This is a genomic window from Arthrobacter sp. 01T425, assembly GCF_056398725.1.
This window is the reverse complement of record NZ_JBFTPY010000019.1, coordinates 58312-82153: the sequence shown is the minus strand read 5'-3', so window position 1 is coordinate 82153 and position 23842 is coordinate 58312. Positions and strand designations below refer to the sequence as shown.

General features: G+C 68.0%; 23 protein-coding genes and 2 riboswitches. Of the genes, 2 read left to right on the top strand and 21 right to left on the bottom strand.

The window, feature by feature from the left end:
- The 6 genes from AC1DNG_RS18385 to AC1DNG_RS18360 all read right to left on the bottom strand — a co-directional run.
- On the bottom strand, positions 1-1138 hold a 1138-nt coding region (locus tag AC1DNG_RS18385), incomplete at its 3' end, for an L-serine ammonia-lyase (protein WP_476887947.1).
- A gap of 174 nt (positions 1139-1312) precedes the next feature.
- A complete protein-coding gene (gene glyA / locus AC1DNG_RS18380) occupies positions 1313-2659 on the bottom strand; it encodes a serine hydroxymethyltransferase (RefSeq protein WP_476887946.1) in 1347 nt (448 codons plus the stop codon).
- Positions 2656-3039 carry a glycine cleavage system protein GcvH gene (gene gcvH, locus AC1DNG_RS18375; protein WP_230007215.1) on the bottom strand — a complete coding sequence of 128 codons (384 nt, stop codon included), beginning with the start codon at positions 3037-3039 and terminating at the stop codon, positions 2656-2658. The genes glyA and gcvH overlap by 4 nt, the downstream gene beginning before the upstream one ends.
- 510 nt (positions 3040-3549) lie before the next feature.
- Positions 3550-4698, bottom strand: coding sequence for a glycine cleavage system aminomethyltransferase GcvT (gcvT, locus tag AC1DNG_RS18370; RefSeq protein ID WP_476887945.1), 1149 nt, complete (start codon positions 4696-4698; stop codon positions 3550-3552).
- Between the two features lie 12 nt (positions 4699-4710).
- Entirely contained in the window at positions 4711-7632 is a 2922-nt protein-coding gene (gcvP, locus tag AC1DNG_RS18365; RefSeq protein WP_476887944.1) for an aminomethyl-transferring glycine dehydrogenase, read from the bottom strand.
- A gap of 39 nt (positions 7633-7671) precedes the next feature.
- A riboswitch (glycine riboswitch) is annotated at positions 7672-7786 on the bottom strand.
- A 1-nt stretch (position 7787) separates the two neighbouring features.
- Positions 7788-7886: riboswitch (glycine riboswitch) on the bottom strand.
- 307 nt (positions 7887-8193) lie between these two features.
- Positions 8194-8733 (bottom strand): TetR/AcrR family transcriptional regulator, encoded by a 540-nt coding sequence (locus AC1DNG_RS18360; protein ID WP_079555622.1) that lies wholly within the window; start codon positions 8731-8733, stop codon positions 8194-8196.
- A gap of 67 nt (positions 8734-8800) precedes the next feature.
- On the opposite strand from AC1DNG_RS18360, the gene AC1DNG_RS18355 reads away from it, so the two are divergent.
- Positions 8801-10387: an MFS transporter gene (locus AC1DNG_RS18355; RefSeq protein ID WP_476887943.1), complete on the top strand. Its 1587-nt coding sequence runs from the start codon at positions 8801-8803 to the stop codon at positions 10385-10387.
- A 138-nt stretch (positions 10388-10525) separates the two neighbouring features.
- Here AC1DNG_RS18355 and AC1DNG_RS18350 read toward each other — a convergent pair whose 3' ends face one another.
- Positions 10526-11005, bottom strand: coding sequence for a Dps family protein (locus AC1DNG_RS18350; RefSeq protein ID WP_028275324.1), 480 nt, complete (start codon positions 11003-11005; stop codon positions 10526-10528).
- Between the two features lie 166 nt (positions 11006-11171).
- A complete protein-coding gene (locus AC1DNG_RS18345) occupies positions 11172-11990 on the bottom strand; it encodes a sigma-70 family RNA polymerase sigma factor (RefSeq protein ID WP_026538956.1) in 819 nt (272 codons plus the stop codon).
- A gap of 243 nt (positions 11991-12233) precedes the next feature.
- On the opposite strand from AC1DNG_RS18345, the gene flgN reads away from it, so the two are divergent.
- A complete protein-coding gene (gene flgN / locus AC1DNG_RS18340; protein WP_476857540.1) occupies positions 12234-12749 on the top strand; it encodes a flagellar export chaperone FlgN in 516 nt (171 codons plus the stop codon).
- Positions 12750-12763: 14 nt separating this feature from the next.
- Here the strand turns inward: flgN and AC1DNG_RS18335 are convergent, their stop codons facing one another.
- From AC1DNG_RS18335 to AC1DNG_RS18275, 13 genes are all read right to left on the bottom strand, one after another.
- Positions 12764-13012, bottom strand: a complete 249-nt coding sequence (locus AC1DNG_RS18335) for a carbon storage regulator (RefSeq protein ID WP_026538957.1) — start codon at positions 13010-13012, stop codon at positions 12764-12766.
- A gap of 9 nt (positions 13013-13021) precedes the next feature.
- Positions 13022-14293, bottom strand: a complete 1272-nt coding sequence (locus tag AC1DNG_RS18330) for a hypothetical protein (protein ID WP_476887942.1) — start codon at positions 14291-14293, stop codon at positions 13022-13024.
- The gene (locus AC1DNG_RS18325; RefSeq protein WP_476887941.1) at positions 14271-16319 is read right to left on the bottom strand and encodes a flagellar biosynthesis protein FlhA; all 2049 of its coding nucleotides are present in this window, start codon (positions 16317-16319) and stop codon (positions 14271-14273) included. The genes AC1DNG_RS18330 and AC1DNG_RS18325 overlap by 23 nt, the downstream gene beginning before the upstream one ends.
- Before the next feature lie 73 nt (positions 16320-16392).
- The gene (locus tag AC1DNG_RS18320) at positions 16393-17481 is read right to left on the bottom strand and encodes an EscU/YscU/HrcU family type III secretion system export apparatus switch protein (protein WP_476887940.1); all 1089 of its coding nucleotides are present in this window, start codon (positions 17479-17481) and stop codon (positions 16393-16395) included.
- Positions 17481-18239 carry a flagellar biosynthetic protein FliR gene (locus tag AC1DNG_RS18315; RefSeq protein ID WP_476872222.1) on the bottom strand — a complete coding sequence of 253 codons (759 nt, stop codon included), beginning with the start codon at positions 18237-18239 and terminating at the stop codon, positions 17481-17483. The genes AC1DNG_RS18320 and AC1DNG_RS18315 overlap by 1 nt, the downstream gene beginning before the upstream one ends.
- Position 18240: 1 nt before the next feature.
- The gene (gene fliQ / locus AC1DNG_RS18310; RefSeq protein WP_079555610.1) at positions 18241-18516 is read right to left on the bottom strand and encodes a flagellar biosynthesis protein FliQ; all 276 of its coding nucleotides are present in this window, start codon (positions 18514-18516) and stop codon (positions 18241-18243) included.
- Positions 18513-19379 carry a flagellar type III secretion system pore protein FliP gene (fliP, locus tag AC1DNG_RS18305; protein WP_476872221.1) on the bottom strand — a complete coding sequence of 289 codons (867 nt, stop codon included), beginning with the start codon at positions 19377-19379 and terminating at the stop codon, positions 18513-18515. Before fliP ends, fliQ begins: the two co-directional genes overlap by 4 nt.
- Positions 19376-20002 carry a flagellar biosynthetic protein FliO gene (fliO, locus tag AC1DNG_RS18300; RefSeq protein ID WP_476851541.1) on the bottom strand — a complete coding sequence of 209 codons (627 nt, stop codon included), beginning with the start codon at positions 20000-20002 and terminating at the stop codon, positions 19376-19378. The genes fliP and fliO overlap by 4 nt, the downstream gene beginning before the upstream one ends.
- Positions 20003-20725 carry a flagellar motor switch protein FliN gene (gene fliN / locus AC1DNG_RS18295; protein ID WP_028277087.1) on the bottom strand — a complete coding sequence of 241 codons (723 nt, stop codon included), beginning with the start codon at positions 20723-20725 and terminating at the stop codon, positions 20003-20005.
- The gene (locus AC1DNG_RS18290) at positions 20722-21618 is read right to left on the bottom strand and encodes a flagellar motor switch protein FliM (RefSeq protein WP_223914317.1); all 897 of its coding nucleotides are present in this window, start codon (positions 21616-21618) and stop codon (positions 20722-20724) included. The genes fliN and AC1DNG_RS18290 overlap by 4 nt, the downstream gene beginning before the upstream one ends.
- Positions 21619-21727: 109 nt before the next feature.
- Positions 21728-22552: an OmpA/MotB family protein gene (locus AC1DNG_RS18285; protein ID WP_079555607.1), complete on the bottom strand. Its 825-nt coding sequence runs from the start codon at positions 22550-22552 to the stop codon at positions 21728-21730.
- Positions 22549-23358: a motility protein A gene (locus tag AC1DNG_RS18280; RefSeq protein ID WP_028277084.1), complete on the bottom strand. Its 810-nt coding sequence runs from the start codon at positions 23356-23358 to the stop codon at positions 22549-22551. Before AC1DNG_RS18280 ends, AC1DNG_RS18285 begins: the two co-directional genes overlap by 4 nt.
- A 2-nt stretch (positions 23359-23360) precedes the next feature.
- Positions 23361-23663 carry a flagellar FlbD family protein gene (locus AC1DNG_RS18275; RefSeq protein WP_018775806.1) on the bottom strand — a complete coding sequence of 101 codons (303 nt, stop codon included), beginning with the start codon at positions 23661-23663 and terminating at the stop codon, positions 23361-23363.
- Between the last annotated feature and the right edge of the window lie 179 nt (positions 23664-23842).

The following is a 23842-nucleotide window of genomic DNA, read 5'->3' as shown; positions in this document are numbered from 1 at the left end:
GCTGGGGCGTGCCGCCCATGACTTCGGCCAGGCCGGCGGCCGCCATCGACGACGCCGAGCCCACCTCGCCCTGGCAGCCGACTTCCGCCCCGGAGATCGAGGCCTGCTCCTTGTAGAGCACGCCGATGGCGCCGGCGGTCAGCAGGAACCTGACGATCGTCTCGTCCCGGTCGGCCTGGGTGGCCTGGTCCATGCCGGGGGCGAAGTGCAGCGCGTAGTAGAGCACGGCCGGGATGATGCCGGCGGCGCCGTTCGTGGGGGCGGTGACGACGCGGCCGCCGGAGGCGTTTTCCTCATTCACGGCCAGCGCGATCAGGTTGACCCATTCCTGCCAGTACTTCGGGTCCCGGTAGTCGGGGTCCTGGCCGCGGGTTTCCTTCATCAGCCGTTCGTGCCAGTCCGGGGCGCGGCGGCGGACCTTGAGCCCGCCGGGCAGCAGCCCGGTGCGTTTGAGGCTGACCTCGACGCAGCCTTCCATCACCGAGTAGATGTGCAGCAGCCCGTCGCGGATTTCCGCTTCGGTGCGGGAGGCGCGCTCGTTGACGAACATGATCTGCCCGATCGAGAGGCCCTTGGACTGGCAGCGGCCCAGCAGTTCCGCGGCCGTGCGGAACGGCAGCGGCAGTTCCTTCTTGGATTCGTCGAGTTCCTTCAGGGCCGCGTCCTCCTCGCCCTCGCGGACAATGAAGCCGCCGCCGACGGAGAAGAATGTGGCGCGGTGGAGGACTTCGCCGTCGGCGTCGGAAACCGTGAACGTCATGCCGTTGGTGTGCCGGGGCAGGATGGTCAGCGGCCGCAGGATCATGTCCTTCACCCCGTACGGCAGGGCGACCGAGCCGGCCAGCTGCAGAGTACCGGTCTCAGCGATCGTGGCCAGCCGTTCCTCCACTTCCTCGGGCAGGATCAGTTCGGGGTGGAAGCCTTCCAGGCCGAGAAGGATCGCGGTCATGGTGCCGTGCCCGTGGCCGGTGGCGGCCAGGGAACCGTACAGGTCCACGCGCAGCGACGCTACCTTCTCCAGGTTCCCGGAGGCCTTGAGTTCCTCGGCGAAGAGGGCGGCGGCCCGCATGGGCCCCACGGTGTGTGAGCTGGATGGCCCTATTCCGATGGAAAAGAGGTCGAAGACTCCAACAGCCATTGTCGGTTCCTAACTAGGTCTTGCTGTGGCCCGGCAGAGGGTCCTGCCGGAAGGCGCTGCGGGCGCTGGTTGGCGGCCGCATGCCGGATGCACGACGCCGGGCGGCGGCTTGTGGCGGCAACCCGGCGTCGTGATCTGTACTGCTGTTAGTTCTGTACTGCTGCTACTTCAGTCTTACGTCGCCTGGGCGAGGTTTTCAACCGAGGGGTAGAGCGGGTGGGCGGCGGCGAGGGCCTGGACCCGGGAACGCAGACCGGACAGGTCCGCGCCGGCGTCGGCGGTCAGGGCCTCGGCGATGATGTCGGCAACCTCGGCGAAGGCCGCCTCGCCGAAGCCGCGGGTGGCCAGCGCCGGAGTGCCGATCCGCAGCCCGGAGGTGACCATCGGCGGGCGCGGATCGAACGGCACGGCGTTGCGGTTGACCGTGATGTCGATCGCCGCGAGGCGGTCCTCGGCTTCCTGCCCGTTGAGCTCACACTCGCGCAGGTCCACCAGGACCAGGTGCACGTCGGTGCCGCCGGAGATCACGTTGATCCCCTTGGCGGTGACGTCGTCCTGGACCAGGCGCTCGGCGAGGATCCGGGCGCCGGCCAGGACACGCTCCTGGCGCTCCCTGAACTCCTCGGACCCGGCGATCTTGAACGCCACGGCTTTGCCGGCGATGACGTGCTCCAGCGGCCCGCCCTGCTGCCCGGGGAACACCGCCGAGTTGATCTTCTTGGCGATCTCGGCGTCGTTGGACAGGATGATGCCGCCGCGCGGACCGGCAAGGGTCTTGTGCGTCGTGGAGGTGGTGACGTGCGCGTGCGGGACCGGGGACGGGTGCAGACCGGCCGCGACGAGGCCGGCGAAGTGCGCCATGTCCACCATCAGGTAAGCGCCCACCGAGTCGGCGATCCGGCGGAACTCGGCGAAGTCGAGCTGCCGGGCGTACGCGGACCAGCCGGCCACGATCAGCGCCGGCTTGTGCTCCAAGGCCAGGGCCTCGACCTCGGCCATGTCGATCCGGTGGTCCTCCTCACGGACCTGGTACGGGATCACGTTGTAGAGCCGGCCGGAGAAGTTGATCCGCATGCCATGCGTCAGGTGCCCGCCGTGCGCCAGGTTCAGGCCCATGATGGTGTCGCCCGGACGGATCAGGGCATGCATCACGGACGCGTTAGCCTGCGCGCCGGAATGCGGCTGCACGTTGGCGTATTCCGCACCGAACAGGGCCTTGACCCGGTCGATCGCGAGCTGCTCCACAACGTCAACGTGCTCGCAGCCACCGTAATAGCGCTTGCCCGGGTAGCCCTCGGCATACTTGTTCGTCAACACCGAACCCTGCGCCTGCATCACAGCCTTGGCGGTGTGGTTCTCCGAGGCGATCATCTCCAAACCGTCACGCTGCCGGGTGAGTTCGGCGTCGATCTTCGCGGCGATCTCCGGATCCAGCACGGACAAGTCCGCGTCCAAGCTCGGAGAAACGACCTGCTCGAAGGCCAGCGTCTGGGTGCCCGCGGCCGCCGATGCGCCGCTCACAGTTCGCCACCGTTCTTGGACGCGTACTCCTGCGCGGAGAGCAGCGGGCCGTCCGATTCGGCGGCCACCTTGAAGAGCCAGCCGGCACCGTACGGGTCGCTGTTGATCAGCGCGGGGTCATCGACGACGGCGGGGTTGATTTCGGTGACCTCGCCCGTGACCGGGGCGTAGAGGTCCGAGACCGACTTGGTCGACTCGACCTCGCCGCAGGTCTCCCCCGCAGTCACCGCGGAACCGACCTCGGGCAGGTCCACGTAGACGATGTCGCCCAGGGCATCCGTGGCGACGGCGGAGATGCCGATGGAAACAACGTTTCCGGCCTCGCGGGCAACCCACTCGTGCTCGTCGGAGTACTGCAGTTCAGGGGCAACTTTTGCCATGTGTTTTTCCTTTACGTTTGAAAAGTCGTGGGCCACAACAATTGGGGTGGGTTGGGTGGCGGATGAGGCAATTCCTCCGCGTGCTCGCTCGTCCCTCGCTTAGACGCACGCTTCCGGAATCCCCTCACCCGCCGCTATTCAGTTCAGTTTTTGGGGCCAGCCGTTTCCCCGGAAGAAACAGTGGCTTTTCGATATCTTCCAGAGCCGGGGTGCTCCGAGGCTTCAAGGGTGTCATCAAGCTCAACCCCCAATGATCGGGCTTGGGACAGTCCTACCCCGCGGCAGGCGCTACATCCCCCAGCACTTTTGCTTTCGAAGGCGCCGGTACCCGTCGGTCCTGTTGTGGTCGGTTTTCCACAAAGGTGAGCTTCTCGCGAGGGGCGGCTGGCCGCGGTTTTCGAAAGCGTGCGTCTAAGCGAGGAACGAGCGAGCACGCGTGAAAACTGGGGCCTGCCGTCCCCGGGGCCGGGTACTGCTGAGGCACCCGGTCCCGCTGAGGTACCCGTTCGGCTACTTTTGGCGCTTGTAGAAAGGCAGTGCGACAACTTCGAAGGGTTCGGCCTTGCCGCGGAGGTCGATGTCCAGTGCGGTGCCGGGCTCGGTGAATTCGACGTCGACATAGGCCATCGCGACCGGGTAGCCGAGGCTCGGGCTGGGCTGGCCGGAGGTGACTTCGCCGACGACGTTGCCGTCCTTGAGGACCGGGTAGTGGCCGCGGCCGGCCCGGCGCCCGAGGCCCTTGAGCCCGACGAGCTTGCGGCCCGTCGTGGCGCCGGCGCCGGTTTCCTTCTTGGCGGCCAAGGCGGCCTTGCCGATGAAGTCGCCTTCCTTGGACAGGGCGACGACGGGGCCCAGGCCGGCGGCGAACGGATCGCCCTCCAGGGAGAGCTCGTTGCCGTAAAGCGGCATGCCGGCCTCGAGACGGAGCGAATCGCGGGACGCGAGACCGGAGGGGGTCAGCTCGCCGTCCTCTGCGATGGCGACGAGCGCCTGCCAGAGGGCGGCGGCGGCGTCGTTCGCGACGAAGATCTCGAAACCGTCTTCACCGGTGTAGCCGGTGCGGGCCAGCAGGAGGTCCTGGCTGGCTCCAGCGAACATGAACGGGACGTCCACTGCGGCGTAGTACTTCAGGCCGGTGACGAGCTCGTGCTGCGCGGCGGGGACCAGGCGCAGCAGGATCTCCTGGGCCTTGGGTCCCTGCACGGCGATCAGCGAGATCTCGGCGGACGCGTCACGGACGGTGACGTCGAATCCGCCGTCCTTTCCGGAACCGGCGCGCTCGGCCAGGGCCGCGGCGACGACCTTCGCGTTGCCCGCATTGGGGACCACAAGGAATTTCTGGTCGCCGCGGCGGTAGGTGATGAGGTCGTCGATGATGCCGCCGTCCTCGTTGCAGATCAGCGAGTACTTGGCCTTGCCGATGGCCATCGCCGAGATCTTGCCGACCAGGGCGTAGTCCAGGAAGGCTGCGGCGTCCGGGCCGGTGACCCAGACTTCGCCCATGTGGGAGAGGTCGAACAGGCCCGCGGACTTGCGGACGGCGTGGTGCTCGGCTAGTTCCGAGCTGTACTTCAGCGGCATCTGCCAACCGCCGAAGTCCGTGAAGGAGGCGCCGAGCTTCTTGTGCTCTTCGTAAAGTGCCGTGTAATTCTCATTCATCGGTGGCTGTCCCTAGCTGTCAGAGTCGGAGTTGGCGGAGTCGTCGGAGTGGACTGCTGTGTCTTCTTCGAAGGCCTCGAGGGGAGGGCACGAGCAGATCAGGTTGCGGTCCCCGGCTGCGCCGTCGATGCGGCCGACGGGCGGGAAGTACTTGTCCTGCTTGAGCGTGTGGACCGGGAAGACGGCCTGCTCGCGCGGGTACTCGCGGGTCCAGTCGGTGCTGATCACGGCAGAGGCGGTGTGCGGGGCGTTGCGCAGCGGGCTGTGCTCCACGGTGAAATCGCCGTTGGCCACCTGGTCGATCTCGGCGCGGATGGCGACCATGGCCGTGATGAAGCGGTCGATCTCGCCCAGGTCCTCGGATTCGGTGGGCTCCACCATCAGGGTGCCGGCCACCGGGAACGCCAGGGTGGGGGCGTGGAAGCCGTAGTCGATGAGGCGCTTGGCCACGTCCTCGGCGGTCACGCCGGTCTTGGCCGTGAGTTCGCGCAGGTCCAGGATGCACTCGTGGGCCACCAGGCCGCCTTCGCCGGTGTAGAGCACCGGGAAGGAGTCGTTGAGGCGGGCCGCGATGTAGTTCGCCGCGAGCAGCGCGGACTTGGTCGCCTCGGTGAGGCCGCGGCCGCCCATCAGCTTCACGTAGGCCCAGGAGATCGGCAGCACGCCGGCCGAGCCGTAGCGGGAGGCGGAGATCGGGGTGCCGTCGGCGCCATTGGCGGGATCAGCCGCGTTGCCCGGCATGAACGGTGCCAGGTGCGCCTTGGCCGCGACCGGGCCGACGCCCGGTCCGCCGCCGCCGTGCGGGATGCAGAAGGTCTTGTGCAGGTTCAGATGCGAGACGTCGCCGCCGAACATGCCGGGCTGGGCCAGCCCGACCAGGGCGTTGAGGTTGGCGCCGTCAATGTAGACCTGGCCGCCGGCGGCGTGGACCGCGTCGCAGACCTCGCGGACATCGGCGTCGTACACCCCGTGCGTGGACGGGTAGGTGATCATGATGCAGGACAGCGCGTCCTTGTGCAGCTCGATCTTCGCGGTCAGGTCCGCGTGGTCGATCGTGCCGTCCGAAGCCGTGGCCACCACCACGACCTTCATGCCGGCCAACACGGCCGAGGCCGCGTTCGTGCCGTGCGCGGAGGCCGGGATCAGGCAGATGTTGCGCTGGGCATCACCGCGGGAGAGGTGGTAGCCGCGGATCGCCAGCAGCCCGGCGAGCTCCCCCTGGGAACCGGCGTTGGGCTGGATGGAGACCTGGTCGTAGCCGGTGATCTCGGTCAGCTGGCCTTCGAGGTCCTCGATCAGTTCACGCCAGCCGGCGGTCTGGGATTCCGGGGCGAACGGGTGGATGGACGCGAACTCCGGCCAGGAGATGGCCTCCATCTCGGCGGTGGCGTTCAGCTTCATGGTGCACGACCCCAGCGGGATCATGGTCCGGTCCAGGGCCAGGTCGCGGTCCGAGAGACGGCGGATGTAGCGCAGCAGCTGGGTTTCGGAACGGTGGGTGTTGAACACCGGGTGCTGCAGGTAGTCGGAGGTGCGCTCGACGGCGGGGTCCAGGCCGAACGCAGTGTCCGTGCCTGCAGCCGCGGCAGTCACGGACGCGCCGAACGCGGCAATGACGTCGGCGACGACGGCCACCGTCGTGGCCTCGTCGGCGGAGATGCCGACGGTGTCGGCGTCGATGGCGCGCAGGTTGACGCCCTTGGCGTCGGCTGCCGCGATGATCTCAGCTGCCCGGCCCGGCACGGAGACGGTGATGGTGTCGAAGAAAGAGGTGTGCAGCACGTCCAGGCCGGCGGCCTTCAGGGAGGCGGCGATGGTCTTCGCGTGGACGTGGACCGACTGGGCGATTGCCTTCAGCCCGTCCGGGCCGTGGTAGACGGCGTAGAAGGAAGCCACGATGGCCAGCAGGGCCTGGGCGGTGCAGATGTTGGAGGTGGCTTTCTCGCGGCGGATATGCTGCTCGCGGGTCTGCAGGGCCAGGCGGTAGGCGGGAACGCCGGCGTTGTCCTTGGAGACACCCACGAGGCGGCCGGGCATGGAGCGCTCGAGCCCCTTCTGGACGGCCATGTAGGCAGCGTGCGGTCCGCCGAAGAACAGCGGCACGCCGAAGCGCTGGGCGGATCCGACGGCGATGTCAGCGCCCTGCTCGCCCGGGGACGTGATCAGGGTCAGGGAGAGGAGATCTGCCGCGACGGTGACGAGGGCGCCGCGTTCCTTGGCGTCGGCGATCACGGCGGTGTGGTCGAACACGCGGCCGGAGACGCCCGGCTGCTGCAGGACGACGCCGTTGATGACGCCGTCGGGCAGGCCCTTGGAGAGGTCGGCGACCTCGACCTCGAAGCCGAGGGCCTCGGCGCGGCCCTTGACGATCGCGATGGTCTGGGGCAGGCAGTCGGCGTCGAGGACGGTCTTGCCGTCGTGCGCCGTCTTGTTCTTATTCGCGCGGCGCATCATCAGCACGGCCTCGGCCACGGCGGTGGCTTCATCCAGCAGGGAGGCGTTGGCGATCGGCAGGCCGACCAGGTCCTGGACCATGGTCTGGAAGTTCAGCAGCGCCTCCAGCCGGCCCTGCGAGATCTCCGGCTGGTAGGGCGTGTACGCGGTGTACCAGGCCGGGGCTTCGAGGATGTTGCGGCGGATCACCGGCGGGGTGAGCGTGTCGTAGTAGCCCTGCCCGATCATCTGCACGGCGGTCTTGTTCTTCGACGCCAGCTTGCGCAGCTCGGCGAGGACTTCGACCTCGCTCAGGGCCGCGGCGAGCGCGAGGTCGGCGTCCTGGCGGATGTCCTTCGGAACGGCGGTGTCCACCAGGGCGTCGACGGTGTCGTAGCCGACAGCCTTCAGCATGGCGTCGACGTCGGCCTGGCGGCGCGCGCCGATATGCCGGTCAACGAAGGACGTGGAGGCTGGGGTAACAGTCACAAGGAACTCCATAACTCAGGCGGCGCAGGGTACGCCACATTGATTCGGGTTCCTCCCCGCTCTGTATTGGACCTGAGAGTTTCCGCGCAGCCCGCGTTTCAGGGCTCCGCTTGCACCGTCGGTGAGCACAGCATGTCCGGGACACGCCTGCTACTTTCCAGAGATGCCTTGCCGCGGCGGTACATGGGCCTGAGAGATTCCTGGGGAGGGTTTGCTCCTACGGCGCCTGCTTGTACCTACTTGCAGGACTCTCCCGCCGCAGATCAAAGGCGTATTTAATTAGGTGTTCAATCGGGGGTGACTACAGTCACAACTCTCATTGTCCTATGCCGGGCGCGCGTCCGCAAACTCCCTCCCGGCGGCGGACCCAGGTTACGGGCCACGAGCCACCCGGCGGCGAATCCGGCGGCGCGAATTCGCCGGAAACGCCCGGAGTCGCCGCAACTTTCCGGCGTACTCGAACGCTTCCGGCGAATTCGGCGGGGAGTAAGGGGGTCGGCGGGGAGTAAGGGGGTCGGCGGGGAGTAAGGGGGTCGGCGGGGAGTAGGGGGTCGGAGGGGGTGGGTGTGGGCTTCAGCCGCGCAGGCGCTCGACGGCGGCCAGGAGGCTCTGGACGTCCGCCTCGACTTCCGGCGGCGGCCCGCCGGGACCCCGCGCCAGCATGGCGTTGAAGTACAGCCCGTCCCCCATGCACAGGACGGCCTTCGCCATGGCGGGCCCGACGTCGGCCGCCAGCAGTTCCAGCCAGCTCGCCTGGCCGGCGGCGAAGCGGCGGAGGGTTTCCCCGTGCGCCACCTCGGCGAGCCGCGTGGCCGCCACGAAGACCCGGTCCATGGGCGTGTCCGCCCACACCGAGGACTTGATGAAGTACGCCGCCGCCCCTTCCGGGGCTGCCGCCATGGCCGCAACATCGGCAGCCAGGAGCCGGTCCAGCCGTTCCAGCAGGACCGCGATCATGGCCTCTTTCGTCGGAAAATGGTAGAGCAGGCCGCCCTTGGAGACGCCGGCCCGGCGCGCGACGGCGTCCAGCGTCGCGGCGCGTTCACCGACTTCGATGAGCAGGGATTCGAAGGCATCGAGGACGGCCTCGCGGGCGACGGGTTTCCTGGGCATGCCTCCCATCATGCCTGTCCGCGCGCGCATTTCTTAACTGTACCGTCCAGACGGTATAGTTATCCTTATGAGCATTTCATCGATCACCGTAGCCACCAGCACTCCTGCGGCCACCGGGCCCCGGGCACCGTGGCGTGACTGGGTGGCGCTGGCCCTGCTGATGTTCCCCGTCCTGCTCGTGGCCGTGGACAACACCGCGCTCACGTTCGCCCTGCCGGCCATCGCCAGCAGCCTGACCGCCTCCGGCGTCGAACTGCTCTGGATCGTCGACGCCTACCCCCTGGTCCTGGCCGGACTCCTGGTCGCGATGGGTTCCCTGGGCGACAGGATCGGCCGGCGCCGGCTGCTGTTCGTGGGCAGCGCAGGCTTTGCCGCGGTGTCCGCCGTGACGGCGTTCGCGCCGAGTGCGGAATGGCTGATCGCCGGCCGCGCCGGGCTTGGCCTGTTCGGCGCCATGCTGATGCCATCCACGCTGTCGCTGATCCGGAACATCTTTCCGCAGCCCAACCGGCGCAGGCTGGCGGTGGCGATCTGGGCCGCCGGCTTCTCCGGCGGCGCCGCCCTCGGCCCGATTGTCGGCGGCTGGCTGGTGGAACACTTCTGGTGGGGCGCCGTCCTGCTGGTCGCGGTGCCGATCATCCTGCCGCTGCTGCTGCTCGGGCCGGCCCTGATCCCGGAATCCCGCGATCCGAAGCCGGGCCGGGTGGACGTGCCCAGCATTGCCCTGTCCCTGCTGGTCATGGTGCCGGTGGTCTACGGGATCAAAGCCCTTGCCACCCACGGGCCGGCTCCCGAGGCCTTCGCGAGCATCGGAACCGGCCTGCTCATGGGCTATGTGTTCATCCGGCGGCAACGCGCGCTTGCCCGTATCCACAGGACAGACCACAGCACCGCGCCGATGCTCGACGTCAGCCTGTTTGGCAACCGGATCTTCAGTACGGCCATTGTGGCCAACGTCCTGGCACTGTTCTCCTTCAACGGCTTCATTCTCTTCCTGGCCCAGCACCTGCAGCTGCTGGAGGGCCAGTCCCCCTCGGCCTCCGGCGTCGCCATGGTCCCGGCCCTCATCGCCACGGTTGTAGCGGGGCTGCTCGTGGTCCCGCTGGTGCGCAAGGTGCGGCCCGGCTTTGTGGTGGCCGGCGGCCTGCTGCTGAGCGCGGCGGGCTATTTCGTGGTGGCATTCGGCGACCACAGCCAGGGCCCGTCGCTGCTCCTTGCCGCCCTGCTGGTGCTCTGCCTGGGGGTGGGGGCCGCGGAGACGATCTCCAATGACCTGATCCTGGGCGCGGCGCCCGCCGATAAGGCAGGGGCAGCCGCCGCTATCTCCGAGACCGGCTACGAAGTGGGGTCCCTGCTGGGTACGGCGATTCTCGGCTCAATCCTGACGGCCTCCTACCAGGGCAACCTCCGGCTTCCCGCGGGCGTGTCCGAACTCGCCCCGGCGGCGGCCACCCGCCAGGCCGGTGAAACCCTGGCCGGCGCTGTGGATCTGGCCCGGATGCTTCCGGCGCCCCTGGCCGAGGCGGTGACGGCGGCCGCGCGCACCGCCTTCGACTCGGGCGTGCACGTCACGGCGTCCATTGCACTGGTCCTGATGTCCGGGGCCTGCGTCCTGGCCGCCGTCGTCCTGCGGTCGGTGCCGAAGGCCCAATAGGGCTCAGCGGCCGCCGTCAGCGTCAAGCCGTCGTCAGCACCAAGGGGTTCCAGCCCTTAAACAGCAGCGTCCGGCGCCGGGAGGATACCCGGTGCCGGACGCTGCTGTTTTTTTTGGGGGGGGTGTGGGAGCCGGTCCCTACTTGCTGTCCGGGGTGGTCACGCTGGCAGTGGCCCGCATGGTCTCGGCATTCACCATCCAGGCGTACTGCTCAAACTTGGCGATGAACTCGTGCAGCAGATCCGCGGTGGTGGGATCTTCCTCGTCCACTTCGTCATGGACCTTGCGCATGGTGCCGACGGCCGCCTCAAGCGCGGCGACAATCCGCTCGATGGCGTCCTTCGTGTTGATCAGGCCCTTCGGGAACTCGGCCAGTGCGGTGGACTTGGAAACCGTGGAGCTTCGGCCGTCCGGGAGGGCGTGGAGGGCACGCATGCGCTCGGCAAGGTCATCCGCGAATCCCCGGGCGGCGTCGATGATTTCATCCAGCTGGAGGTGAAGGTCCCTGAAGTTGGTCCCGACGATGTTCCAGTGTGCCTGCTTGCCCTGAACGTGGAGTTCGATCAGGTCCACCAGTACTGCCTGCAGGTTGGTCGTCAATGTTGGTGATGCTTTCATGAATCCTCCTCGATAGAACCGGTGCCGTGCGGGCCGCGCATGCCATTGCTGGCACCCCGGCCGATGCTTCCGACGCTACCGCAGCGCGGCGCCGGGCCGCGATGCTTCTGGGAGGAATTTCTCGGTCAGCTTACTAAGTCGGCTTACTAACCGTTTTGGGGGCGGCTTAGACGGCCTCGTTGAGGATGGGCCCACGCGGGAACACGGCCCGTGTGATGCCGCCGGAGGTGGATTCGGACAGCTGGGTGAGGTAGTCGTTGCGCCGCCTCGGGGTAATCCTGGACTGGGGCTGGAACGGCTGCTCGGGGTCGTCGGCGTAGTGGGCGCTCAGGCCGTCGCGCATGAGCCGGATGGCTTCCGAACGCTGCTGGGACACCGCTGCGTGCGTGGATCCGAGTTCCGCGGCCAGGTCTTTGACCGTGCGGTCTCCGAAATAGATCTCCTCCACCACGTAGCGCATCCGTTCCGGAAGGGATTTCACGGCGGCCCGAAGGTACTGGAGCCGTTCGTCCGCGAGCACGGAGTGTTCCGGGGTGAGGGTTTCGGCGGCCAGGGTGTCCACCACGGCCTCGTCGAGGGGCGTCAATGTGCGCGAGGCATCCGCGAGCGCGGCCTCCACAACGCTCTGCTGGACGCCCAGGGCAGAGGCGATCTCGTCCACTGTGGGGGTGCGGCCCAGGGCGGACGCCAGGGTTTCCTGCACGGACATGGTTTCCTTGATCCGGCGGCGGGCGGATCGGGTGGCCCAGTCGCTGGCCCGCATCTCGTCTGCGAAGGCGCCAAGGATACGCCGGCGCGCGAAAGCGCCGAACGGCACCCCGAGGCCTGGATCGAACGAATCGGCCGAGGTAATCAGGGCAATAGCGCCGGCTGACGCCAAGTCATCGCGAGAAAGGTGTGACGCCTTCGAGCACAAATCTGAGACGAGATACCCCACCAGCGGAAGGTGCTGCGTGACCATCTCGTTGCGTTCCACGCGATTCAATACTGTGTCCCCCCATGAGACCGGATCCGAAGGGTCCTCGACCCTTAAAACGCCGAGAGCCGCACCCAAAACCGACCGGTGCTCCCCCCATTGGAGTCAGCGTTCGCAAGTAGGGCGCAGCACCCATGGAGGAAACCTATCACCTGTTCCAAGATCTGCGTGTACCCTCAGGGAAAAGCTGTGCGAAAAATGCGGTGACCGCCCCGAAGCTGTGATTCACGGGGCGGAAAGAGAATGGGGCACATGAGCGCAAGTGATCTCTCCGCGGCACTGTGGCAGGAGCGGCGGCAGCTGGAGCTACTCCTCTTCAGGCTGGAAACGCAGCGCCTGCACGTCGTGGCCGGGAATCTGGAATGGCTGAGCTTCATGGCCTCCGAGATTGAAACCGTGCTGGACCGCCTGCGCTTCGAAGCCCTGGCCCGGAGCGTCGAGTCCGCTGCCGTGGCGGCCCAATGGGGCCTGCCGGCACAGACCACGCTCGTCGAACTGATTGCGGCCGCGCCCGCCGGGCCATGGCCCGAGATCCTGCGCGAGCATCTGGACGCCCTGCACGCACTCCTGGCCCGGCTGGGCGAGGCTTCCAGCGTGAATGAGGACGCGCTGCGGAGCCTCCCGATGCCGGGACGCGCCGGCCCGGCGGGTACGGCCGGGCTTCTGGACCAGCTGACCATGGGAGGAAACCTGGAGCGGTCCCTCGCCGTGCTCCGGCGTTCAGCCCAGCCGCTCCTGGCCCAGTATCTCGGCGGGGACCATGTCTGATCCGGTGCGGGTCCTCAGCCGTCGGCGGGAGTGGCGCGCGGCGGCATGAGCCCGCGCAGCGCTTCCTCGGCGTCCGGGCCCGCTTCCGCCGCCGCGAGGTTCGCCGCTGCGATGGCTTCGATGACTTCCCGGCGCTGGATCGGCACACCGCGGGGCGCCTCAATGCCTATCCGAACACCGTCGCCGCGGCCTTCCAGAACAGTGATGACGATGCCGTCGCCGATCATGATCTGTTCGCCCGGCTTGCGTGTAAGTACCAGCATCCTCTCAATCTACCCTTCAGTCCGGGGAGCATCGTACGATTCCCGCCGGTTCTGCCATGTCGGTTCGGGCCCGGCGGGGCGCCCGTCGATCCAGCCCACGGGCAGTCCCAGGCCATTGACGCTTTCAGGCGACCCGGTCTCCGAGGCGCCGACCACCGCTACCGCGGTCACGTTGAGCTGGGCGGACAGCACGCCGACCCAGCGCGCCGTGTCCTCGTGCTTGCGTCCGGCATCGACCACAACCCAGACCTGGTCGGCGGAGAGCGCCGCCACGGACGGCACCCGGGCCAGGGCGTTGCGGGCTTTGCCCAGTCCGAACGCCACCAGGACGGTGCGCTCCGTCACCACGGCATGGGCGCGCGCGGCCGTGGCACTTTGGCGTCCGTCGACGTGCAGGTGGCCATAGGCGGAGAGCTCACCGGCGGTGCGCACATCGGCACCTCCGGAGGCCATGGACATGGCCAGGGCGGTATCCATCGCGTCCTCCCCCAGCCCGATCAGGAGCACGAGATCGCCGACGCCGGTCAGCGGAGCCGGAGCCGGGGCACCCGCAGCGTTGCCCGGCGCGACGGCGGCCGGGTGCGCGGGGCTCCCGACGGCGGCCGGTTGCGCGACGGCGGCCGGGTGCGCGGGGCTCCCGACGGCTGCGGCGGGGTGCGCGGGGCTCCCGGCGGCGGCGGGCGCTGCGGCGGGCGGATCTGTGGGGGTCCGGAGCCCGGTGCCGAGCTGTTCCAGCAGTTCGGCGAAGTCCCGCGATTCGGTGGACACACCGGCAGGAGCGGGCCGGTGCAGGCTCAGCTCGGCGGCGTCCGCCTCCTCCAGGAGTGCGGCGATGGCGGCGCCCTGCAGGTGATGGGTCGGGGCGGCGGGCCGTGCCGACCCTCCGGCCGGGCCCGCCTGCGCTGCGGCCCGGGCCGCCGGCGGGGCCGGTGCTGCCGCCACGGCTCCGGCGTCGTACTTCCCGGCGGGGGTCCCGGCGCCCGGAACAGTGCCCGCGGTAGCCGCCCCGGCGGCGGTCTCCCCGGCGGGACCACCAGTCGCCGGGCCGGAATCGGCCCCGGCCAGGATGTCGGCGTCAGGCACTACCTCGCCGGTGACGACCTCGTGTTTGGACTGGAGCTCGATCATGGCCTCGTAGCGGTCCTGGGCGAAGAGGCCGGCGATTCCGGGGCTGCTGACGCGTTCGGCGGACACGATCCGGGCCGCCGAACCGTACAGCTGTTCTGCCTTGCGGCGGATTTCCTCGAGCGAGGCTCCCTTAAGCCGATAGCGGTTCGGCATGGCGCACCACTCCTACTGTTTCGATCCGGACGTTGGCGGAGGTCACCTCGCGGTAGGACAACACGGGCACCGATCCCGGCTGCGCCCCGACGAGGCGGTAGATGGCGGGCCGGAGCGCGGGTGCACAGACAAGCACGACCTGGCGGTTGGCGGCGGCCGCGGCGTCGACGGCCGACCGCACCGAGCGCAGCACGGCGTCGAGCCGTTCCTGCCCCATGACGATCTGGCTGCCGCCCTCCGCGGGCCGCATGTCCTCGAGCATGTGTTGTTCCAGGACGGGGTCGATCATGATGACGTTGAGCACCTCGCCGTCCATGAACTTGGCCGTGAGGGCGGGGCCCAGGGCCTGCCGGGCGGCTTCCACAAGCGATTCCGGATCCGTGGAAATCTTGGCACGGAGCGTGAGGGCCTCATAGATCCGGGCGAGGTCGTTGATGGGCACCTGCTCATCCAGCAGGCCCTGGAGGACGCGCTGCAGCTCGGCGAGGGAGAGCAGGGCCGGGGTCAGTTCGTCGACGGCGGAGGGGCTCTGCTTGCGCACGCCCTCGGTCAGCACCCGGACGTCCTCGCGGGACAGCAGCCGGGCAGCGTTCGCCGCGACGATCGAGGACAGGTGGGTGACCAGGACGGAGACCCGGTCGATCACTGTGGCACCTGTCATTTCGGCGTTGTGGCGCATCTCCCCCGGAATCCATTTCCCGGCGAGCCCAAATACGGGTTCGATCATCGCCGGGCCCGGGAGCGAGTCCAGGTTCTCGCCCAGGGCGAGCATCTGGCCGCTGGGGGCCGTGCCGCGGCCGGCTTCCACGCCGGCAATCCGGATGGCGTAGGTCGACGGCGGCAGGTCCACACTGTCCCGGGTGCGCACCGGCGGGATGACCAGGCCCAGTTCCATGGCGATCTTGTGCCGCAGGGACCGGACCCGGGCCAGGAGGTCATCGGAGGCGCCGGAGACCATATCCACGAGGTCAGGTGCGAGCAGGATCTCCACGGGGTGGATGCGCATGTCTTCCAGCAGCTTCTCGTTCGGATCCTGTTCCGGGAAGTTCAGCGCGGTCGACTCGGCCTCCCGGGCCGTTTCCGCCAGCTGTTGGCTTGCCGCGGTCCGGCGGGAGGCGATGAACAGGCCGGCGCCTACGACGACGAACGGGATCGGTGGCATGCCGGGGATCAGTGCCATGGCGACGGCGGCGACGCCGGCGATCATGAGGGCGTTCGGTGACTGCAGCAGCTGGGTGGAGGCCGTCCGCCCCATGTCGGACTCGGCGTTGGACCGGGTCACGATCATGCCGGTGGAGACGGCCATGAGCAGTGCCGGGATCTGGGTGACGAGCCCGTCGCCCATGGTCAGCAGGCCGTAGGTGTTCAGGGCGTCGCCGATTTCCAGGCCGCGCTGGACCATGCCGATGGCGATGCCGCCGACGAAGTTGATGATGATAATGATGATGCCCGCGATGGCGTCGCCCTTGACGAACTTCGAGGCGCCGTCCATGGCACCGTAGAAGTCGGCCTCGGCAGAGACTTCGGCCCGCCGCTCCCGGGCCTGGGTGTCGGTGAGGAGGCCGGCGTTGAGGTCGGCGTCGATCGCCATCTGCTTGCCGGGCATGGCGTCGAGGGTGAAGCGCGCGCCCACCTCGGCCACGCGCTCGGCGCCCTTGGTGACCACGACGAACTGGATCACCACGAGGATGAGGAACACGACGGCGCCGATGATCATGGAGCCGCCGACCGTCACCTTGCCGAAGGCTTCAATGACCTGCCCGGCGTATCCGTTGCCCAGGACCAGGCGGGTTGAGGCGACGTTGAGGCCGAGCCGGAACAGCGTGGCCACCAGCAGCAGGGACGGGAACACCGAGAAATCCAGCGGTTTCTTGACGAACATGCTGGTCAGCAGGACCAGCAGTGCCAGCAGGATGTTGCAGACGATGAGGAAGTCGAGCAGCGGCGCGGGAACGGGAACCACCAGCAGGAGCACGATCCCCACGATGCCGATGGGCACCACCAGCCGGTTCAGCCTGTTGTTCATGGTGCTGTCCTTTCACAGACGCTGATTCCCGAAGATTTCGTGCCGTGTTGCACGCTGTGGAGCCCGCCGTGTTTCATACGGTGGCCACCGTGGTGGTCATGCGGTGCATCCCGGCAGCGGCGCCCCGGGCCTTGAGTGCCATGACGAACGCGAGGACGCCGGCCACCGCCCGGTAGAAGTCCACCGGGATCTCGTCCCCCAGCTCACAGGCCCCGTGGAGGGCCCTGGCCAGCGGGATGTCCTGGACCATGGGCACGTTCTTTTCCTCGGCTTCTTCCCTGATCCTCGCAGCCACGTGGCCGGCGCCCTTGGCAACGACGCGGGGCGCGGATTTTCCGGGCTCGTATTTCAGGGCCACCGCCACGTGCGTGGGGTTGACCAGGACGACGTCGGCGTCCCCGATCGCCGCGATCATGCGGTTGCGGCTCATGGCCATCTGGCGCGCCCGGCGTTGGGACCGGATCAGCGGATCGCCCTCGCTGTTCTTGTTTTCGTCCTGGACTTCCTTCTTGGACATCCGCGTCTTCTTGCGGTTGCGCCGCATCACGACGAAGAAGTCGGCCGCGGCCAGCACGATGCCGGCGGCCACCGCGAACTGGACCAGGGCGGCTATCCCGCCGGCGGCGGCCTGCACTACCCCGGCGACGGGCAGGCCGCCGGCGGTCAGCAGCACCGGAACCAGTCCCTGCACGACGGTGTAGAGCACCAGCCCCACGACGCTTGCCTTGAGCAGCGCCTTGAGGCCGCCCCACACGGCCTGCGCGCCGAACAGCCGCTTGATCCCGGCGAGCAGGTTGAAGTGTTCGAATTCGAGCCTGAATTTCTTCAGGTGGACACCGCCCTGGAGGGCCGAGCCGGCGAGGACGGCCAGGAATACGACAACCAGCAGGGGTCCGACGATCCCGGCGATGGACGCGAAGCCGGCTTCCAGCGCCCGGACGGCTTTGCCGGGGTCCGGGGCGGACACGATCCCGCGGATGCTGAAGAGCTGGTCCGTGGCGGCGTTGGCGGCCCGGTCCACCGTGCTGGGCAGCATCAGCGCGGCGACGCCGACGCCGAGCCAGGCGGTGAGGTCCTGGGAACGGGACAGCTGGCCCTTGGAGCGGACCTCCCGCATTCGTTTCTCGGTGGCTTGCTCGGTCTTTTCCTGTGAATCCGCCATCAGCCCACCCCCAGTACGGCTTTGGCGGCCTGCCCGGCGAGGCTGGAAACGAGTCGGGGCAGGGCCAGGAACATGAAGCCGGCCAGCGTCAGGGTGAGCAGGATCTTCAGCGGGAAGCCGAGGGAGAAGGCATTCAGCGCCGGGGCCACGCGGGTCAGCAGGCCGAGCCCGACGTCGGCAAGGAACAGGACCACCAGGAGGGGGCCGGCGATCTGCACGGCGGCAAGGAACATGCCGGACACCGCCGCGATCATGGCCTGCACCGGCTGGGCCAGGTCGATCCCCCCGGCCAGCGGCAGGGCGGCAAAGCTGCCGGTGAGGCCGGTGATGACGAGCTGGTAGCCGTCGGAGGCGAAGAGCAGGGCCAGCGCCGCCATTTGCAGGAGACGGGTGAACTGTGCGCCGTTGACCATCATTTGGGGGTCGTAGGCCTGGGCCATCTGGAACCCGCTGAAAAGGTCGATCAGGCTGCCGGCGGACTGGATGGCGGAAAAGATGACGAGGACCAGGAAGCCCAGGACCAGCCCGGTGACGAGCTCCAGGACCACACCGGTGACGAACCCGGCGGTGTCCCGGGGCATGTAGCCGCCGGCCAGGCGCTGCGTCACCGCCAGGCCCAGGCCCAGCCCCAGCATGGCTTTGACGCGCCCCGGAATGGCGTGGTGCGAGAAGGGCGGTGCCACGACCAGGAAGGCGGTCATCCGGACCGTTGCCAGCAGCAGGACTTCAAGCCAGGCCGGGTCGATGGGGATGCCCACCTCACAGGCCTCCGAGCAGGGACGGAATCTTCGCGAAGAGGTCGTTGGTGAAGCCCACCATCTCCGAGATCATCCAGTGTCCGCAGACAATCAGGGCCACGGCCACCGCGGCAGCCTTCGGCACGAAGGACAGCGTGGCTTCCTGCAGCTGCGTGATGGACTGCAGCAGGGAGATGGCCAGGCCCACCACCAGCGCCGTGACCAGCACGGGCGCGGAGAGCTTGGCGGCCACGATCATGGCCTGGAGGCAGATGTCCAGGACCGCGTTGGCGTTCATCCTGAACCCGCATAGCTCTGGATGAGCGCGGTGATGATCAGGCCCCAGCCGTCCACGAGCACGAAGAGCAGGATCTTGAAGGGCAGCGAGATCATGACGGGCGGGAGCATCATCATGCCCATGGACATCAGGGCCGCGGACACCACGAGGTCAATCACGAGGAACGGGATGAAGATGACGAAGCCGATGATGAACGCGGCACGGAGTTCGGAGATCATGAACGCCGGGATGAGGGTCTGCAGCGGCACGGCCTCAGGCGTGGCCGGGTTCTCGGCTCCGGCGGCACGGGACATCAGGGCGATGTCCTCCTCGCGCGTGTGGGCGAGCATGAAGTGCTGCAGCGGACCCGATGCGGCGCTGACGGCACCGTTGAAGTCCAGTGTGCCGTTGAGGTAGGGCTGGACGCCGAGGGTGTTCATCTCGTTGATGACGGGCCACATCACAAAGATCGAGAGGAACAGAGCCAGCCCGGCCAGGACCTGGTTCGGCGGGATGGAGGGCAGGGACAGCGCGTTGCGGGTCATTGCCAGGACCACAAAGATCTTGGTGAAGGACGTCATCATCAGCAACAGCGAGGGCGCAACGGCCAAGAGGGTGATGCTGATCAGGGTCAGGACAGCGGAGGAAGGTTTCCCGTCCATCCCGTTGATCTGGATGTTGATGTTCCCGCCGTCGGGATTGGCAGGGTCGGCCGGGGGCACCGGCGCAACAGGGTCGATGGGTGCGGCGTGGCCTGCCGAGGCATTGAGCCACAGCAGGAGGACGGCAAAGAGCACGGCGGCGAGCCCCAGGGCCAGGAGCCTGAGGGGTCTTGCGCCAGCTGGTCGCGGGCGGGTGGTGCTGGTGGGGAGCGGGAAGATCAATTGCGGCGTCCGCTCCTGAGCGCGGCGGCAGCCTGCTTCCAGGTGGAGCCGGACAGGATGGAGCCGTGCAGCGGCGGATGGGCCGACCCGCCGCCGGCGCTGACGCGGCCGGCGTGGCCGCGGGCCGCGGAGCCGCGGTGAAGGGAGCTGCGGCGGGACGGCGGCAACTCCCGGACACCGTTCTGACCGTCGGCGAAATCGTCGGCGTCGACACCGTCCGCAAAATCGTCGCCGTCAGCGGCGGCATCACCTGCCGGCATGGCCGGCTGGCTGCTGAAGTGGTTGCCGGCGAGCGGGCTGGCGTCAGCGAGGATCCGGGCGAAATCGCCCAAGCCGCGGCTGGTGCCGGGGACCGCGACTTCTTCGGGTTCGGGCGGAATGTCCCCGGTGTGCAGGACGTTGACGGCGTGCTCGGTGACGCCCAGGAGGAAGCGCTGCCCGGCGGCGTCGACCACCACCACGGAGGCTTTTTGTCCGAGGCTCTGCCGGCTGACGATGGTCAAGGCGCGGTCAGCCCGGCGCCGTCCGGTGCCCTTGCCCAGCCGGTGCTGCAGGAACCACATGAGGCCAAGCACCGCGCCCAAGGCCACGACTACCCGCAGCCCGAGGATCAGTGCGTCCATTCAGCTGAGCCCCTCGGCCACGTCGAGGATCCGGGTGATCCGCACCGCGTAGTCTTGGTCGAGGACCACGACTTCGCCGTGCGCGATCAGGCGGCCGTTGAGCAGGACGTCGGCCGGGGCGCCGGCGGAGCGGTCCAGTTCGATGATCTTGCCCGGTTCCAGCGACAGGACGTCCCGGACCGACATCCGGGTGCGTCCGATCTCCACGGTCAGGGCCATTTCAATGTTGTTGATCCGGCCGAGCCGGCCGGCCACGGTGTCCCCGCCGGCGAACAGGTCCCCGCCGCGTTCCTGGCTGTTGCTGTGTTCGCGGAGCCGGACGGCGAACCAGGCCGCAGCGTTGCTGCCGTCGGAGAGTTCAAAGACGGCCGTGTCGGGATCCGAGAGGAGCCCTGAGACGTCGGATTCACGCAGGTCGGACAGGACACCGGCCCCGAAGACTGAGCTGGCGCTTTCCATCGCGGGGCGCAGCACGTCGGTCACGGAGACGTGGCCCAGCTGGGACCCCGCGCCGGCGGCCTCGTCAAGGAAGGTGCGGTCGCTGAGCATGAGGGCGAGGTCGGCGGTCACCGCGCCGACGAAGGTCGCCGTGACCGCCTGCCGGGCGTAGGCCGCCGCGGACCGGGCAGGCACCAGCGCGACAACCTTCAGGGCCACCGGGCTCGGGAGCTCCTCGACGAGCCGTTCCGCCGACATTTCGTGCTTGGTCAGGGTGATGCTCATCGTTGGTTCTCCTCGATTGTGACAATTACTGCGGCCGCGCGGGAGCCGTTGCGGGCCGGGGCGGCAGTGGCCAGCCGGGTTCCGTCCAGGGTGAGGTCAAAGGGCCGGTTCTCCAGGTGCGGCAGTGTCAGGACGTCACCGACGGCGAGACCCAGGACCTGGCTCGGGGTAACGAACGACGTCGAGAGCCGTACGGACAGTTCCACCGGGACCTGCTCCAGTTGGGCGCTGACGCGGGCGGCCGCGTCTTCGCGGGAGTCGGTCGGGTTGACCTTCTTGAGCCGCCCCAGCAGGATTCCGGCCGGAACGGCCAGTGTGGCGGGCGCGTTGACGTCGCCGACGCTCATGGTGAAGGAGGCAACGATCATCAGTTCGCTGGGTGCGGCGGCCTGGGCGAACTGGGAGTTGTATTGGATGGTGTCCACCCGGACGGCCTCGCTGAGCAGCGGGCCCAGGGAATAGCCGAGGTCTTCGAGGGCCTCGTCCATCAGGCCCTTGATCAGCGCCTGCTCGATCTGGGTGAACTTGCGGTCCGGCATGGGCGAATCGTTGGTGGCGCCGAGCATGCGGTTGACCCAGCCGAGGGCGGCCGGGCCGGGGAACTGCACCACGAGCTTGGAATCGTGGGCCTCCACGGTGCACAGGACCATGGCGGTGACGGCGGGCAGCGAGGCGGCGTACTCGTCGTAGCTGAGCATGCTGACGTCTTCCAGGCGCACCACGGACTTGACGCGGACCTTGGCGGTGAGCTGGGTGCCCCACTGGCGGGCGAAGGTTTCGAAGGCGAGCTCCAGCACCCGGCTGTGTTCGCGCGCGAGCGTCGCAGGACGGCGGAAGTCATAGACGCTGACGGTCCGCTCCCGTGCCACTTCCCGCTCATCCAGAACACTCACGGTTGCCACTATCGGCAAGGGAACTCGTGGCGTAAGCAATCTGCCGGAGGCAAAAATGCAGGCAAAACTCCGGCAAAGAACCCAGGCGATCCGCCGTAGCCGGGAACGGCTACTTCTCGCTGAGTTTCAAGGCCTCCGGAATCAGTGCCCGGACGACGTCGGGCTTGTCGGAAATGACCACGATGTCCACCCGGCGGTTTCGCTCCATGAGCGCCGGCGTGGAGTCGTCGTTGACCTGGCGGGCAGAACCGAACGCGACGGCACCGATCGTGCCGGGGGCTATGCCGCCGCGGTCCACCATGTACCGCAGGACATTGACGGCGCGCGCCGAGGACAGTTCCCACGTCGAGGGGTAGGCCGTGATGCCGTTCGCGGCGTGGCCTTCGACCATGATTTCCATGCCGGCCGGTTTGAGGACCGGTGAGATGACCTGCAGCACCCGGGAGGCCCGGGAGGTGAGCTCGGGCCGGTCAGGTTCGAAGAAAGCCTGCGATCCGACGAGCTTGACCGTCAGGCCGCGCTGGTCGATCTGGAACTCGACGTTCTCGCTCAGCCCGGCTGCCGCCAGGCCGGCCTGCATTTTCTGCTGCAGCGCCTTGAGTTTGTCCACTTCCTTGATCGCTTCAGCCATATTCTCGGGGGATGCGGTGGCCGCGCCCTTGACGGCGGCGAACGCCTCGAGGTCCTCTTTCACGAGTTCCGGCGGCACCACTGTGCCCGACGCCGTATCCACCGTTTCCGTCGCGACTGCGCCGAATCCCGTGGCCAGGGAGTTGCGGAGCTTTTCAAACTTGTTGGCGTCCACCGTGGACATCGCGAAGAGGACGATGAACATGCACATCAGCACGGTGACCATGTCCATGTAGGACGCCATCCAGCGTTCGTCGACGTGGTGTTCTTCCGGCTTCTTCCGCCCGCGCCGCCTCGGGCTCACGCTGCCTCGTCCATCCTGTCGGACTTGTCAGCGCCGGCCTTCTTGCCGGAGCTCTTGAGCTGGTGCTCGGGGACCATGGCGCGGAGCCGTTCGGCCAGCAGAAGCGGCTGGGCACCGGACTGGACCGACAGCATGCCTTCCATGAGCAGCGTCATCCGTTCGATGTCCAGTTCCGAGAGCCGGGCCATCCGGGCGCTGAAGGGAAGCCAGATGAAGTTGGCGGACAGCAGGCCCCACAGGGTGGCGACGAAGGCTGCCGCGATCATCGGGCCGAGGTGGTCCGGGGTGGAGAGGTTTTCCAGGACGTGGGTCAGGGATACCACGGTGCCGATGATGCCCACGGTGGGGGCATAGCCGCCGAGGCTCGCGAAGAATTTGGAGTTGGCGTGATCGCTCCGTGACTTGGAGTCGATCTCGTCCTCCATGAGCATCCGGAGGTCCTCGGCGTCGGTGCCGTCGGCGATGTTCTGCAGGGCACGGGCAAGGAAGGGGTCCTTGACGCTGGCCGCTTCCTCTTCCAGGGAAAGCAGGCCCTCGCTGCGCGCCTTTTCGGCGAAGCGGACCATCTGGTCAATGCTTTCCTGCGGCTTGGCGGTTTTGCCGAGGAACATCTTGGGGAGGGCTTTGAAGGCCTGGACGACGTCTTTGAGGGTGTTTCCGGCGATCCCGACGGCGAGCGTGGCGCCGAAGACCAGGATCATGGGGGCCGGGAGGAGCAACGCCGACAGGCTGGCGCCCTCGAGCGACACCATGGCGATAACGGAGCCAAAGGCGAGGAGCAGTCCGATGACTGTTGCGGGATCCATCGTTACTTTCTGGGTTGCGCGGGCGCCGTGGGACCGGCGCCGTCGTCGTAGGGGTCGTCGTCCGGGTCTTCAGTCCGGACCAGGCTGAGGGGATAGCCGGTGATGGCCGGAAAGTCCCGGGCTTTGCTCAGGATGTACGCCCGGTACTCTGCGATGAGCTCGACCACCTCGGCGAGGCTTTCGAGCACCACGTAGGCGGCGCCATCGAGTGTCACCAAGTGCGTATCCGGGCTCTCGTGGATGCGTTCAATGAGGTCCGGATTGACCGCGAAGCGCGTTCCGTTGAGGCGTGTGACGACGATCATGGGCCGATTCTGCTCTGTGAGGGGAAGGGTGTTCTCCTCCGTACTGTCGGCAGCCGGGGCCCCTTCGTTAGGCGCCGTCGTCAGGCGCCTTGTCAACGTGCCGGTGCCCGGGGGCGGCCGGCGCAGCAACATTCCCCGTGCCAAGGCCGCCGCGCGGTATTAGGGTGGGATCTGACGGG